The organism is Gilliamella sp. Pas-s95, from assembly GCF_009795795.1.
GTDB classification, from domain to species: domain Bacteria; phylum Pseudomonadota; class Gammaproteobacteria; order Enterobacterales; family Orbaceae; genus Gilliamella; species Gilliamella bombicola.
This window is the reverse complement of sequence record NZ_WTFC01000009.1, coordinates 65,754-79,649: the sequence shown is the minus strand read 5'-3', so window position 1 is coordinate 79,649 and position 13,896 is coordinate 65,754. Positions and strand designations below refer to the sequence as shown.

Below are 13,896 nucleotides of genomic sequence, written 5' to 3'. Positions count from 1 at the left end.
ACAACCTAAGCAAATCGCCGACATACAACAAATCAACAAAACCACGAATAGCGCCCCAATAACAGCAAGTTAACCGCTCCAAACCTTTTTTTTAACGACAATTTAAAATTAAATAAAATCAATAAATTATAAAACGCCTCAAAAAAAGGGTTTTCAAAACCAAAATTGTTGTTTATCTTTATACAGCAAGATTTATCAAATCTTGAGCTCTACCTTAACGCTGTGTAGGCGGTTTAGAAATTCACCGATATTGTTATACTCAACGATGATATCCTTAACGCCGTGTAGGCGTTTAATTCAAATAAAATCAAACGTATAATTATAAAACATAATATCTTCCCAAAAAATGGTTATGCTATTTGTCCTATTCCGGCGTCAGAATGTGCCGACAACAGAGCGAGGTTAGCACGCCAAACAAGGATGTTTGGCGAGTTTGTGGTGCGCCGGGAGCGCGTCCACAAACGGTGCGTCAAGACCGAGCGACGGCGGAGGGTAGCCGTAGGCCACATTCTGCAGCCAAAGCGCGGGATTGCTAAGGGAATTCGCTTTAATTCCCTTAGCTCGGACGTGGTCACTGTAGCTATTTTATTCACCTAAGCTCAAAACGTCCGAAACCACCGCACCTAATTCATTCTATCCACCAACCCAAAAAAAGACCTGATTTTCCGTCCAAAAATCGGTCAGAAAAGGTATTGATTTTATTAAAGTTTTTTTGAGCTATTTTTTAACAAAAACCGCCTAATAAAAACACAACAACCCATCCCAAAAACGATAGTTATGTTGTTTGTCCTATTCCGGCATCAGAATGTGCCGACAACAGAGCGAGGTTAGCACGCCAAACAGGGATGTTTGGCGAGTTTGTGGCGCGCCGGGAGCGAGTCCACAAACGGTGCGTTAAGACCGAGCGTCGGCGTCGGACAAATTTGTCTGGAACAAATTTGAACATCTGAGCACAGCGAAGATGGCCTCGTAGAGGCGAGTATCAGGATGATACGAGTAGTGCCGCAGGCCACATTCTGCAGCCAAAGCGCGGGATTGCTAAGGGAATTCGCTTTAATTCCCTTAGCTCGGACGTGGTCACTGTGGCTATTTTGTATACCCAAGGTCAAAACGTCCGAAACCACCGCACCTAATTCATTCTATCCACCAACCCAAAAAGGCCTGATTTTCCGCCCAAAAATCGGTCAGAAAAGGTATTGATTTTATTAAAGTTTTTATTTAGTGGTTTTTCGCCAAAAACCATTCCCCAAAACAGACCAACGTAAGCTGACTCAAACCTTAACAAAACTTTATAAAATTTTAACAAAAAAACTAGCGCATTATTATTCAAGCGACTATAATTCAACCGCTTTTAAAGCAAAATAATGCTAGTCAGTTGAGCAGTTAATTATAAAAAATCCAAATAAAACAAAAAATTACTTGACAGGATAATCGAAATGCGCTATCATCTTTGGCATATGGCATATGGCATATGGCCTGCCAAACCTATGCCCTAAATTTTTTTCATTTTCACCGTAGCCCAAAACCGGCTCTATTCACTTTTTTATTACCTAGTCTAGCAAAATTGTCCGATTTATCGGCAATATTCTCGTCGAGAACGAGGCACTTATCCAAGTTGCTGTTAGCTTTTGCGCCATTGCTCTTACTGCCGTACTCGGGGAGTTTGCAGGCGTTGTCAGTCCAGTCCCAACAGGTCATTCAAGGCTCCGCACCATATTTAAGCATTGATGGTGTAACTAAAGTTGCTAGTATGGAGGACTTATTGGGAATAAGACTGCCAAATATCAGCTATATTCCTCAGGGAGCAAATAGTGCACTTTATCCTAATGCAACAATAGATCAATCGAACGTAAATACACCGATCGAGATGTCAAATATAACGGATACATTTGCCGATATACAAACAATAGTGCCATTGGTAAATTACCCTGAAATTCAATTAAATGACTTAGTTGTTTCACCTTATAATTATGGTCATGACGATGATGGCGATGATAATATAAATGCAACAGGACAGTTAACCATAAAATGGCAAGATAAAAATGGTACAGATATTACAGGAGAGGTTAAAGCCAATCCGAATAAACGGTTTAATCTTTGTGATGGGCCTTATAAACTTACTTTAACAGCAACTGCAGGCACTTTATCGACGCAATATGGTGTTCCTAATAGTAGCACTTTTACGGGTAATGCCCACAGTTACTATATTAGTGGCAATATGAATAGGCCAGTTGCTTGCTATGCGCAACCAAATTTAGCTTATGATGACCATGCTTTTGGTACTACCATTTGGGATATGGATGGTCCAAACTGGGTTTTGTTAAAAGGGTTTAAAATCACAAATAATAGTAATATAGCAGAGAACTTTCCGACGACGGGATCAGATAGGTTATATTTCTATTTATTATTGGGAGGGATCTCCCCTGAACAAGTTATAGCTGCAAATGGTACAACGGTGAGTGCGGTTAGCGGTAGTGGTGTATCATTATCGTTAAGCAAAGAGAATACACAACATTGGGCTATTGACCTAGAGAGGATATGTAGAACTTGTATTAGAGGTGGTAATCTTTATCCTGGTGGCGATGAAGCATTGAAGATTGTATTAAAAGGTCCTTCGATAAATTCAAGTAATAAGGCTTTTTCCCCTTCGTTATTTAAGCTTTATTCTGATGTAAATCATACAAAATTACTGTATAGCTTTAAGATAGAGCGTTGGTATATCTCTCAACCAGGATCGACAGTAAGATATGGGTATGCAGATGCTCAAAACTTTTGCCGTAGTTTAGGAAATGGTTATCGAATTCCCGATATAAATGACTATACCAATGGAAATGGCGCAGGTTGGACTGAAGGTTTATCAGGAAGAAGTATTAATAACTGTCAACGAAAAGTTAGTTATAAAGATATTAGCGGTAAATGGGTTGGGGGATTATTTAACGAGTGGGGGTTTACTGCCAATACTATGAATAATTTTTATGAAGGTAGTGATTGGAATCTTAGTATTGGTAACAATTGGGCTAATGATACAGGTTATTGGGCTAATTCATATAATGGCAGTCTATATAGTGTTTATTCAGCTGATGGAGGTATTGTCCTGCAGAGTTCAGCTAATAGTCACTTTATGGCTTGTGTTGCCCCTTAAATTTATGTGTGCTTTTCTTGTCAAAAGCAATATTGTTTTAATGCAATGATGAGAATGTACCTATTTGTAGACCTTTAATCTTAAACCTAGACCGAGTTTGCGCTTTTGTTGTTAAACAGCAAAAGCGCTTTTTTCTCAAAGTAAGTTAAATTTCTAAGCAGAATTTTGGCGAAGAGTGATTGTTTTTTAGTTCATAGCAAAAACCATTTGTTTTTTTCAATGTTAGTTGAAATGTCATTGGTTTTATTATGTTTTTTAAACAATCTTCTCTTTCAAAACATCCTACCTTTACAACAACCGCTTAATAATCCTATCCACTTTAATGCGGCTCAGCCGCTTTATTAATTTATGGACTTGGGTAGGATAAAATTGGCTCGCTTGGATTTGTTGAAAGTGCGTAACCAACGTTGTTTTTTGACGAATCGTGTTAAGTTCTTGATTGAACTTATCTCTTAATTCTTGTTTTGGGTCGTGCACTAGTATACCGTTTTCAAGGTCAAGGCGCCACGCTCGTGGGTTTAGGTTGTTGCCGGTTATGAGTGCCCAATTGTCATCTGCCCAGATGCCTTTTAGGTGATAGGTTTGAGATTCGTCTTTCCATAATCTTATTGTGAGTTGCTCTTTATCAATAAAATTTTGTAGGCGTTCAATAAAGTGTCTTAAGTTGATTTCGTATAAATAAGGCAGTCCGCCCGATATGTTAAAGGGTTGGTCGGGTGGGATATAGAAGTCGTTGGCTTCTTTGTCGCCAATGATTAATTCAACTTGACGTCCTTTGCGTAGTAAGCGAATGATGTCGCGTACTAAAATATTAGGCAAATTAAAGTAAGGCGTGCAAAAAATGATTTTTTTTTCGGTTATATTTATTAGGTGATGGATAATTTTATTGAGTGAGTTGTTACGCCCAAGCCCCATTATTGGCGCAACCGATAATGTTTCGTTGTCGGCATTGCCGTTGTATTGGTAGCTAGCATCCATTAGGTGTTGGCGCAGGGTTTTTATTTCGGATTTGATTTGTTTGCGTGTTTTGTGTACGCCTGTATTGAGTAGTTGTAAAGCCTCATACGGCATAAAGTGGTCGTTGATGAACTGCACCATACTATCAGCTAATAATGGATTGGTAATTAAGTGGTAGCGGTCATAACGGTATTTTTCAAGTTTATGTAAATAGACGTTGTTGATGCTTGCACCGCTGTATATGACGGTATTATCAATAATAAAACCTTTTAGGTGCAGTACGCCAAGCACTTCTCGGCGGTTTACGGGTACACCATAAATAGGGATGTCGATGTCAGGGTGTTGTTGTTTGAGCTGGTAGTAATAGTTGGCGTTGGTGTGGGCTTTGTCTTCACCAATTCGCCCCCGCTGTGCGCGGTGCCAGTCAACAAATATTTTGATATCTAAATTTGGACGCTGTTGTTTGATTTGATACAGTTCGTTAAGAATTTCTTTGCCAGCTTCATCTTGTTCTAGATAGAGCGCAACAATATAAATGCGATTTTGTGCTTGTTTTATGCTTTCAATTAAAGCAAGTCGATATGCTTTAGGATCATATAAAATTTGGTATTGGTCAGCATTTTGTTGAATTTTGGCTAATTCATCAAGATGCTTGTGATGATTGTATTTTATAAATGGTATTCGCATAATCTATTTATCGTTATAACTGACCAGTTACGTTAGGATTTTATCTAAGGTAATTTAAATAAGGCCAGTAAGAATAACACTCCTTTTTATTTGTGTGCATTTTTGCTAAGTTGCTTTAGGTTAGTTTACTACGTTATACCTTTAGCAACCTGTTTATGCTTTATTGTTGGTGATAATAAATGGTTTAAGATTGTTCATCAACCCATGTTTGAATTATTTTATAAGTTAATGCTAGTACCACTGGACCAATAAATAACCCCATTATACCAAAGCCAAGTAATCCGCCAATGACGCCAAATAATATGAGTAAAAACGGTAAGTCAGCCCCTTTTTTTATTAAGTAGGCTCGCATTACGCTATCTAATGTCGTTAATATGATCGCAACAACAATTAAGACGATACCTGCAATGGTATTGCCAGCCCAAAATTGCCAAAAAATGCACCCTAGCATCACAATCACAGGGCCAATTTGTGCCACACAGCAAATAAATAAGATTAGCGTTAGTACACCAGGCAATGGCATTTCGGTTAATAGAAAACTTAACCCGCCAATTAGGGCTAAGGTGATAGCAGTAACCACAACCCCAAGTGCTACTGCGCGAATAGATTGTCCTGCAAGAGTGACGGTGGTTGTGCCGTATTGTTTTGATAGTCGATTAGCAAGTAAGTAGACGTATTTTGTGATACTTTCGCCTTTTAAAAAAAGAAGTAAGCTAAATATAATCATGACGCCAGCATGAAAGATGAATATGCCAATGTTGGTGACTTGTTCAAGTAGCCAACCTATCATGGTGCCAATATAAGGTTGTATGCTTGAGACTAAGTCAGAACCATCAGTTTGAATCAGGTTTAACCATTTTTGGTGTAGTTCAGGACCAAAAGCGGGAATGTTATTTAGCCAGTCTAATTTTGGCAACTCTTGATGTGAAAGTGATTTTGCCCATTCAATAAGGTGGTGACCATTTTGGGCTACCGAGCTAATAATTAATATAAACGGTATAATGCAAACAAGTGCCAATATGAGTGCCATTATTAGTAACGATAACCAGCGTTTGTTAAATAGCTTTTGTTGAATTTTTATCATTAGTGGCCAAGTGGCAATGACTACCATTACCGCCCAGAAGAATCCGAATAAGAATGCTTCAATAACACGATAGGTAATAATGATTAGCAACCCGATGATTAACAGGTTTAAAATCAACTTGAGTAAATCAGTAGTGTTTTTTTCTGCTGGCATTTTTTTACCATATTTATTAATCTTGATGGCGTCATTATACGCATTATCACTTCAAATTAATACGATGGTGTTTATAATTAATTATTTTAATGGAGATTTTAAAATGAAAAAATTACTGTTATTAACATTATTAGGTGTTGCGTTAACCGCGTGTGCAAATTCCCCAAAAGTGAAGCCTGTTGCGCAAAATGCCAATGATACAGCGCCATTTCCTGCAGCTCAAGTTGGCTTTACGCGTTATGCTATCCATTTGCCTGCTATTGCTAATGAGAACAATACAAAAGTTGAAGTGATCATTGGTAAAGAGATGAATGTTGATTGTAATTTCCATAATTTAGGTGGCGTAGTTAAGCAAGAAGAGCTTAAAGGTTGGGGATACTCTTATTATGTGGTTGAAAAGACCGTTGGTAACCTGTCAACCTTAATGGCTTGCCCAGAAGGTTCTAATAAAAATCAATTTGTGACAATTAACCATAATTTAGGTTTATTGAATTATAACAGTAGTTTACCGTTAGTTTTTTATGTGCCAAACGATTTGCAAGTTAAATACCGCGTTTGGCAACCTAATACCAAAATCATGCAAGCTACTGCCGAATAATAGCGGTTAATTAATTGCTAAATGGTGGTCAATTACCCCTTGAGTGGTTAAAACATAGCCACTCAGTTGCGAAAGTTTTAATATTTGATTTTTTAAGTAGACATCTTGAAAAAAAAAGGTATTTTATCCCTCGTAATGCAAGGTTAGCTCTACTCGTTCATTTATTTTATTAATGACTTGTGATTGCCTGATTACCTCGGTTTCGCTCGGCGATTGTTATATTGGTTATTTATATCATTGTTAACATCGTCGATAGCAAAATTTGGGGGTCCGTTGTGTCTTTGCAATGGGCTTGTGTCTAACATGTAATATCCCTACAACTAGAGGAGAAGTGGTGAGCATGTTTACTCAACGTAAAACAATTCTTTCAATCGTGGCTGGTGTTTCACTAGCGTTATCTCAATCTGCTATTGCTAAAGATCGCGTTGTGCATTTTTACAATTGGGCAGGTCAAATTGGTTCTAATACTATTTCGGATTTTGAAAAGGCGACTGGCATCAAGCTTGTTTATGATGTGTACGATTCAAACGAAATCCTTGAAGGTAAATTGATGGCGGGCCATTCTGGTTTTGATGTGGTTTCTCCTTCTGATAGCTTTTTAGCTAAACAAATTAAATCAGGTGTTTATTTACCGTTAGATAAAAGCAAGTTACCAAATTGGAAAAATCTTGATCCAAATTTAATGAGATTAATGGCAACGCATGATCCCGACAATAAATACGCTATCCCTTATGTGTGGATGACAACAGGTATCGGCTATAACATTGATAAAGTGAAAGAACGCTTGGGCGAAAACGCGCCAGTTGATAGCTGGGATTTAGTCTTTAAACCAGAAAATATGGAAAAACTAAAAGATTGCGGTGTGGCATTTTTAGATGCACCAACCGAGATTTTTGCAAGTGCACTTCAATATTTAGGTAAAAATCCTAACAGTACTGACGTTAAAGATTACACAGGTGCGGCTTATGAGTTGTTAGAAAAGGTAAGACCAAATATTCGTTACTTCCATTCTTCACAATATATTACCGATTTAGCAAATGGTGATATTTGTGTGATTTTAGGTTGGTCAGGTGATATTTTACAATCACGTGATAGAGCAAACGAAGCGAAAAATGGTGTGCATATTGGTTATCAAATACCAAAAGAAGGCGCATTAGTCTTTTTTGATACCTTTGCGATTCCAAAAGATTCAGACAACCCTGACGAAGCTCATGAGTTTTTAAATTTTGTTATGAAACCTGAAATTGCCGCACAAGTCACTAACGATGTGAACTTTGCTAGCGCTAATAAAGAAGCAAATGACAAATTTGTAAAACCAGCAGTGAAAAACGATCCAGCGGTTTATCCAAAACCAGAAGTGATGGAAAAACTATTCACTTTGCAAGTTAAAGATCCTAAACTTGAGCGCGTAATTACTCGTACGTGGACTAAACTCAAAACTGGTAAATAGTTGATATTTTGTATATCGCGTTAAAATGATAATTCTAGACGGATGGGCTATTGAGTCTTTCCGTCTCGTTTTTTTTGGCTTGTTGTTATGAGGAAAATAGAGTGAACAATAAAACAACAAATCAGGTACAGCCTAAAAAAAAGATGATAACTCCACTATTGGAGATCAAAAATTTAACCAAAGTTTTTAATGATGATTATTATGCCGTTGATGATGTTAATTTGACTATCTATACTGGCGAAATTTTTGCTTTATTAGGTGCGTCAGGCAGTGGTAAATCTACGTTATTACGAATGCTTGCCGGTTTTGAACAGCCTACGTCGGGGCAGATTATTCTTGATGGTAAAGATTTATCACAAGTTCCACCTTATGATCGTCCAATTAATATGATGTTTCAATCGTATGCTCTGTTTCCTCACATGACGGTTGAGCAGAATATTGCCTTTGGTTTAAAACAAGACAAATTAAATAAAGCCGAAATCAAACAACGCGTTGACGAAATGTTAGCCCTTGTGCATATGGAGCAATTTGGTAAGCGTAAACCGCATCAATTATCTGGCGGTCAAAGACAACGTGTGGCTTTAGCCAGAAGTTTAGCCAAACGGCCAAAATTATTGTTGCTTGATGAGCCAATGGGTGCGTTAGATAAACAACTTCGCGATCGTATGCAACTTGAAGTAGTGAGCATTTTAGAACAGGTGGGCGCAACGTGTGTGATGGTAACTCATGATCAAGAAGAGGCTATGACCATGGCAGGGCGTATCGCCATTATGAATAAAGGCCAATTTGTACAAATCGGTGAGCCTGAAGAGATTTATGAACACCCAAATTGCCGTTATAGTGCTGAGTTTATTGGTTCGGTAAATGTTTTTGACGGTATTTTGCAAGAGACGCAAGAAGATGGTTTGATCATTAGCTGCCCTATGATTAAGCATCCATTAAAAGTCGATTATGATTCGCCTGCAGTTGAAGGTGTGCCAACACAAGTCGCACTACGTCCAGAAAAAATTAAACTATGCGACGAAATCCCAGAAGATGCCTACAATGTGGCAACTGGTGAAGTCGTTGAAATCGCTTACCTTGGGGATCTGTCGATTTATCACGTTAAATTACCAAGTGGACAAATTATCATTGCACAGCTACAAAATGAGCATCGCTATCGCAAAGGCATGCCAACTTGGGGTGACATAGTTAACTTAAGTTGGGAAGTAGATAGTTGTGTTGTGCTTACTGAATAAACATAAGAGGATATCATAATGCGATCCATTGTATTAGGATTGTTGTTAAATGCATTTGTGTTGCTCAATGTTTATTTGCGTTTTGCAACAACAGGGGCGTTTGATAACTTATTTTTAGATGCGCTATTTACCGCAATGACATTGAGCTTTTTATTGTCATGCTTGGGGTTATATTTAGTAAATTATAAACCATCTAGGTTTGCTTATAGGCTGATTATCGCTGGCTGTATATTATTTGTCCCTGCGGGGCTTGTGGCAATCTATTTTGCTTATAAAAAAATGCAACAACAACGCTCAGAAGCCGATCTAATGACTCTTTATGGACGGTTAATTGTTATTGCCATTCCTTATTTATGGATGCTTTTGCTCTTTTTATTGCCATTTTTAATTGTATTTAGGATTAGTTTTTCTGAAAAAATCTTTACGATTCCGCCTTATACTGATTTGTTTAGTTTCGATGACGGGTTGCTAAATATTGCTTTGAACTTTGGTTATTATATTAACTTAGTTACTGATAATATTTATATTGAGTCTTATTTAGAATCATTAAAAATTGCGGCTATTTCAACCATATTATGTATTTTAATTGGTTACCCATTAGCATGGGCAATTTCAAAATGTAAACAATCTACACGTAATATTCTGTTATTGTTGATTATTTTGCCGTCTTGGACGTCATTTTTAATTCGAGTTTATGCGTGGATTGGTATTTTAAATCAAGAAGGCTTGTTAAATCACTTTTTAATGTGGTTAGGGGTTATTGATCAACCGCTGGTGATTATAAAGACTTATTTGGCAGTTTATATTGGTATTGTGTATTCTTATTTACCGTTTGTTGTGTTACCTATTTATACTTCATTAAGCAAAGTGGATTCGACGTTAATTGAAGCTGCATTAGATTTAGGTTGTAAGCCAATAAGGACCTTTTTCAAGATTATTGTGCCACTTACCAAAAATGGTATTATTGCAGGCGGTATGTTGGTATTTATTCCGGCCGTTGGTGAATATGTGATACCTGAATTATTAGGACCATCTCAAAGTATCATGATTGGTACGCAAATTTGGACTATATTCTCTCGGGATACTGATTGGCCAGCAGCATCTGCTGTTGCGACAGTTATGTTGTTGATTTTAATAGTGCCAATTTACTATTTCAATAAGTTTCAAAGCCGACAAATGGAGGGTAAATAGATGAATGATTTACCTGTTATTTTGCGATCTTCTGTGATTGTATTTATCTCATTATTATTGGGTTCTTTAGTACTATCGATATTGATTAGTTCGGCTGGGTTAAATCTGCTTAGCGATATGAGCTTATATGTTAACTGTTTGATCTTTAGTTTTATTGTGACAGTGATTGTGACATTATCGCTAATTTTTCGATGCCTTAAAGGGCTTATTTTATTGGTGGTATTTTCTTTTTTATATATCCCAATGATTATTTTAATTGTTTATTCATTTAATAGTTCTCGTTTAGTTACAGTGTGGGCTGAATTTTCAACTAAATGGTACTTTGAGCTAATGCATAATGAAGAGCTATTTAAAGCTGTTGGCCTGAGTTTAGTAATTGCCGCATGTGCAGCGACTTTTGCAACAATTTTAGGTACGCTTGCTTCTTATGCTGTTGTTCGCTTTAAACGATTTAAAGGGGCAAATCTGTTTTCATTTATGACAACAGCACCACTTGTTATGCCTGATATTATTACAGGGTTGGCATTATTGCTTTTATTTGTCGGTATGGGACAAATTCTTGGATGGCCAAAAGACCGTGGCGCAATTACTATTTGGATGGCGCATACGACCTTCTGTATGGCTTATGTGACAGTGGTGATTAGTGCAAGGCTCCGTGAACTTGATAAATCAATTGAAGAAGCCGCTTTAGATTTAGGTGCTAATCCGTTGAAAGTGTTCTTTATTATTACATTGCCAATGATTGCACCAGCATTAGTTTCTGGTTGGTTATTAGCCTTTACTTTGTCGCTTGATGATGTCGTGATTGCTAATTTCGTAACGGGGCCGGGAGCAAAGACATTACCGAAGTTGATCTTTGCAAAAGTGAAATTAGGCGTCGATCCGCAAGTTAATGCGCTTGCAACTATTATTTTATTGATAGTTGGTATTATCGGGTTTATTTCATGGTTATGGATGCGTCAAGCTGAACGACGTCGAATAAATGAATCTCGTATGCATTAATACACACCGCACTTTCTATTATTGCCGCGCTTTGCGGCAATATTTCGTATTAAAATCTCCGTGTTTTTTTTATCATTTTGTATTATAGTGTGACTTGTCAATCTTTTTGGCAAAATTCTCAGGGCGGGGTGTAAGTCCCCACCGGTGGTATAGCCCACGAGCGCTTAATTTGTCTTGTTAACTGTGGTGATTTTTTTATTGTTCAGTTAATTTTAACGGGTTAAGGTCAAGCAGATTTGGTGAAATTCCAAAGCCGACAGTTAAAGTCTGGATAAAAGAGAGTTGCTTATCTTTCCAATATTTGCTGAAAGGCAAAACCATGCTAGTCGAGCACTGCCCTGATTCTGGTATTTTATTTATTTGTACTTAATTAATTTAATGGCTAAATAGATCGTGGTTAAATGGTTAAACGGCTATTTAAAGTTGATTAAGTAAATAATGAAATGAGCAAGTGAAAATATATAGGTATTTACCATGAATCAGTTTAATTTAAATGAGTTTGGCACGTCCATCGAACGTGTCAAAAAAGCGATCGCATCAATTCAAGCCGGTCAAGGTGTGTTGGTTTTAGACGATGAAGACCGTGAAAACGAAGGCGATATTATTTGGGCTGCCGAGTCTATCACTAGCCAGCAAATGGCGCTGACGATTCGTTACGGGAGTGGCATTGTTTGTTTATGTTTGCCACAAAAACGTTGTGATGAGTTACAGTTGCCAATGATGGTGGCAAATAATACCAGCAAAAACAATACAGCATTTACTATTTCAATTGAAGCCGCTAATGGAGTTACAACTGGTGTATCAGCTGCTGATCGCGTTACAACTATTAAGGCGGCGGTGAATGACAATGCTAAGCCGAGCGATCTTAATCATCCAGGGCATGTGTTTCCTTTAGTTGCTAAAGAGGGCGGTGTTTTAGTTCGCCGAGGCCATACTGAAGCGTCGATTGATTTAGTGACACTAGCAGGCTTAAAACCTGCTGCAGTTCTGTGTGAGTTAACCAACGATGATGGTACTATGGCAAGAGCACCTGAAGTGGTTATGTTTGCTAAACAATATCATATGCCCGTTGTGACCATTGAAGATATTGTTGAGTATCGTAAATCAATGTAATACAACTGTACAATAGCAAATAGTACAGCGGTATAAATAGCTTAATAATATTATTGAACATCGCCATATTCTGCTGAATTGTAGGGGGAATATGGCTAGTTATTTAAGATTAAAAAAACGCTAGTTAATATAATAACTGTCATATAAAACTACGATTAATTGCATTGTTAATGTACAATTGTTAATAATTCTCATTATTAATTTAGGATAATGATGCAACGTTTGTTTCTTATCAATTTGTTTGCTTTTTTATTGCTTACTGCTTGTCAAGCAAACTCATCAAAATTTAATCCTCTTGTTATACAAAATGTAAGCGTGGAGAGATTTCATTCCAAATATATTGGTGATTATAAAATTACTATCTATTCACCAAATAAACCTATACCTAAAGATGGATGGCCTATTATTTATCTGTTAGATGGCGATAGTTACTTTTTAACGGCGAATAATATATTAACAACTCAAACGTGTGAACGCTGTATTATTCAAGATGGCATTATTGTTGCTATTGATTATTTTGGTGAAAGTAGACGAGCGCTTGATGATTTACCCAAACCAGAAGTATATACTTTAGAAGTGCTCCCAAATAAAGAAATCAACTTTCCTAAGCAGTATGGCGGTGCTGATGCTTTTTTTAGTTTTATTTCGCAAGAGCTCAAACCTGCTATGGAAAAAAGATTTGCTATTAATCCCCATAAACAATCTATTTTTGGACATTCATACGGTGGGTTATTTGCATTGTATTGTTTTTTTACCAAACCACCTGTTTTCAACACTTATGTCGTATCAAGTCCTTCGTTGTGGTTTAGTGGAGGATATCTTTTTGATACGCTTGATCAATTCATTAAGAATCCAAATAGCCATGTTTTAAAACAACCTACTAATCTATTAATCTCTGTAGGTGGTAGTGAACAATCTCTGAGTGAAGTTGAAAAAAGCCTATCCAAAATAAAACAAGAAGAATTATTAAAGCATCGACAAAACCGTAAAATGGTTGATTCTATAACAAAGTTATTTGAAAAACTAAAACAGGCTAATATTTCAAATTTACGTCTCAGTTATGTCGTTTATCCAAATCAAACACATAAAACTTCAGCGATGATTGCTTTACAAGATGGTATCCAAATTGGATTTCAACGTTAATTAGGTTTCAATCCTTTTTTAATATAAAAAACTAATAACAAAATTGATGTCGAGTTTTTAATTAATTGGTTAATTAATTGTTTATTGAAGACGATATTTCATTTACAAAATTGATAATGATAATTATTATTAATTAAA

The 13,896-nt window shown here is 36.9% G+C and carries 11 protein-coding genes and 1 riboswitch; of the genes, 9 read left to right on the top strand and 2 right to left on the bottom strand.

Annotated elements, in window-relative coordinates:
* The first annotated feature begins 380 nt into the window (after positions 1-380).
* Positions 381-536: a hypothetical protein gene (locus tag GQ598_RS03940; protein WP_160402439.1), complete on the top strand. Its 156-nt coding sequence runs from the start codon at positions 381-383 to the stop codon at positions 534-536.
* A 914-nt stretch (positions 537-1,450) separates the two neighbouring features.
* Positions 1,451-3,142 carry a hypothetical protein gene (locus GQ598_RS03935; protein WP_160402438.1) on the top strand — a complete coding sequence of 564 codons (1,692 nt, stop codon included), beginning with the start codon at positions 1,451-1,453 and terminating at the stop codon, positions 3,140-3,142.
* 288 nt (positions 3,143-3,430) lie between these two features.
* Here the strand turns inward: GQ598_RS03935 and pssA are convergent, their stop codons facing one another.
* Entirely contained in the window at positions 3,431-4,786 is a 1,356-nt protein-coding gene (pssA, locus tag GQ598_RS03930; RefSeq protein ID WP_160402437.1) for a CDP-diacylglycerol--serine O-phosphatidyltransferase, read from the bottom strand.
* Positions 4,787-4,970: 184 nt separating this feature from the next.
* Complete coding sequence (ydiK, locus tag GQ598_RS03925) at positions 4,971-6,023, bottom strand: AI-2E family transporter YdiK (protein WP_091349564.1); 1,053 nt, start codon at positions 6,021-6,023, stop codon at positions 4,971-4,973.
* Between the two features lie 103 nt (positions 6,024-6,126).
* Between ydiK and eco the strand changes: the two genes are divergently transcribed.
* The 7 genes from eco (at position 6,127) to GQ598_RS03890 (ending at position 13,758) form a co-directional block, all read left to right on the top strand.
* Entirely contained in the window at positions 6,127-6,621 is a 495-nt protein-coding gene (gene eco / locus GQ598_RS03920) for a serine protease inhibitor ecotin (protein WP_091349749.1), read from the top strand.
* Positions 6,622-6,961: 340 nt separating this feature from the next.
* On the top strand, positions 6,962-8,071 hold the full coding sequence (locus GQ598_RS03915; RefSeq protein WP_091349568.1) for an extracellular solute-binding protein: 1,110 nt from the start codon (positions 6,962-6,964) through the stop codon (positions 8,069-8,071).
* A 101-nt stretch (positions 8,072-8,172) separates the two neighbouring features.
* A complete protein-coding gene (potG, locus tag GQ598_RS03910; RefSeq protein ID WP_370516524.1) occupies positions 8,173-9,309 on the top strand; it encodes a putrescine ABC transporter ATP-binding subunit PotG in 1,137 nt (378 codons plus the stop codon).
* A gap of 279 nt (positions 9,310-9,588) precedes the next feature.
* Positions 9,589-10,500 (top strand): ABC transporter permease subunit, encoded by a 912-nt coding sequence (locus tag GQ598_RS03905; RefSeq protein WP_091349757.1) that lies wholly within the window; start codon positions 9,589-9,591, stop codon positions 10,498-10,500.
* On the top strand, positions 10,501-11,502 hold the full coding sequence (locus GQ598_RS03900; RefSeq protein ID WP_202112667.1) for an ABC transporter permease subunit: 1,002 nt from the start codon (positions 10,501-10,503) through the stop codon (positions 11,500-11,502).
* A 110-nt stretch (positions 11,503-11,612) separates the two neighbouring features.
* A riboswitch (FMN riboswitch) is annotated at positions 11,613-11,789 on the top strand.
* A 187-nt stretch (positions 11,790-11,976) separates the two neighbouring features.
* A complete protein-coding gene (ribB, locus tag GQ598_RS03895) occupies positions 11,977-12,615 on the top strand; it encodes a 3,4-dihydroxy-2-butanone-4-phosphate synthase (protein WP_160402436.1) in 639 nt (212 codons plus the stop codon).
* A gap of 213 nt (positions 12,616-12,828) precedes the next feature.
* Positions 12,829-13,758, top strand: a complete 930-nt coding sequence (locus GQ598_RS03890; protein WP_160402435.1) for an alpha/beta hydrolase — start codon at positions 12,829-12,831, stop codon at positions 13,756-13,758.
* The last annotated feature ends 138 nt before the right edge of the window (positions 13,759-13,896 follow it).

What these genes read in the sequence shown, in the direction of transcription:
- eco (WP_091349749.1), top strand. Translation starts at nt 6,127, where the DNA reads ATGAAAAAATTACTGTTATTAACATTATTAGGTGTTGCGTTAACCGCG.
- GQ598_RS03890 (WP_160402435.1), top strand. Translation starts at nt 12,829, where the DNA reads ATGCAACGTTTGTTTCTTATCAATTTGTTTGCTTTTTTATTGCTTACT.
- GQ598_RS03905 (WP_091349757.1), top strand. Translation starts at nt 9,589, where the DNA reads ATGCAACAACAACGCTCAGAAGCCGATCTAATGACTCTTTATGGACGG.
- GQ598_RS03940 (WP_160402439.1), top strand. Translation starts at nt 381, where the DNA reads ATGTGCCGACAACAGAGCGAGGTTAGCACGCCAAACAAGGATGTTTGG.
- ydiK (WP_091349564.1), bottom strand. Translation starts at nt 6,023, where the DNA reads ATGCCAGCAGAAAAAAACACTACTGATTTACTCAAGTTGATTTTAAAC.
- GQ598_RS03915 (WP_091349568.1), top strand. Translation starts at nt 6,962, where the DNA reads ATGTTTACTCAACGTAAAACAATTCTTTCAATCGTGGCTGGTGTTTCA.
- ribB (WP_160402436.1), top strand. Translation starts at nt 11,977, where the DNA reads ATGAATCAGTTTAATTTAAATGAGTTTGGCACGTCCATCGAACGTGTC.
- pssA (WP_160402437.1), bottom strand. Translation starts at nt 4,786, where the DNA reads ATGCGAATACCATTTATAAAATACAATCATCACAAGCATCTTGATGAA.
- GQ598_RS03900 (WP_202112667.1), top strand. Translation starts at nt 10,501, where the DNA reads ATGAATGATTTACCTGTTATTTTGCGATCTTCTGTGATTGTATTTATC.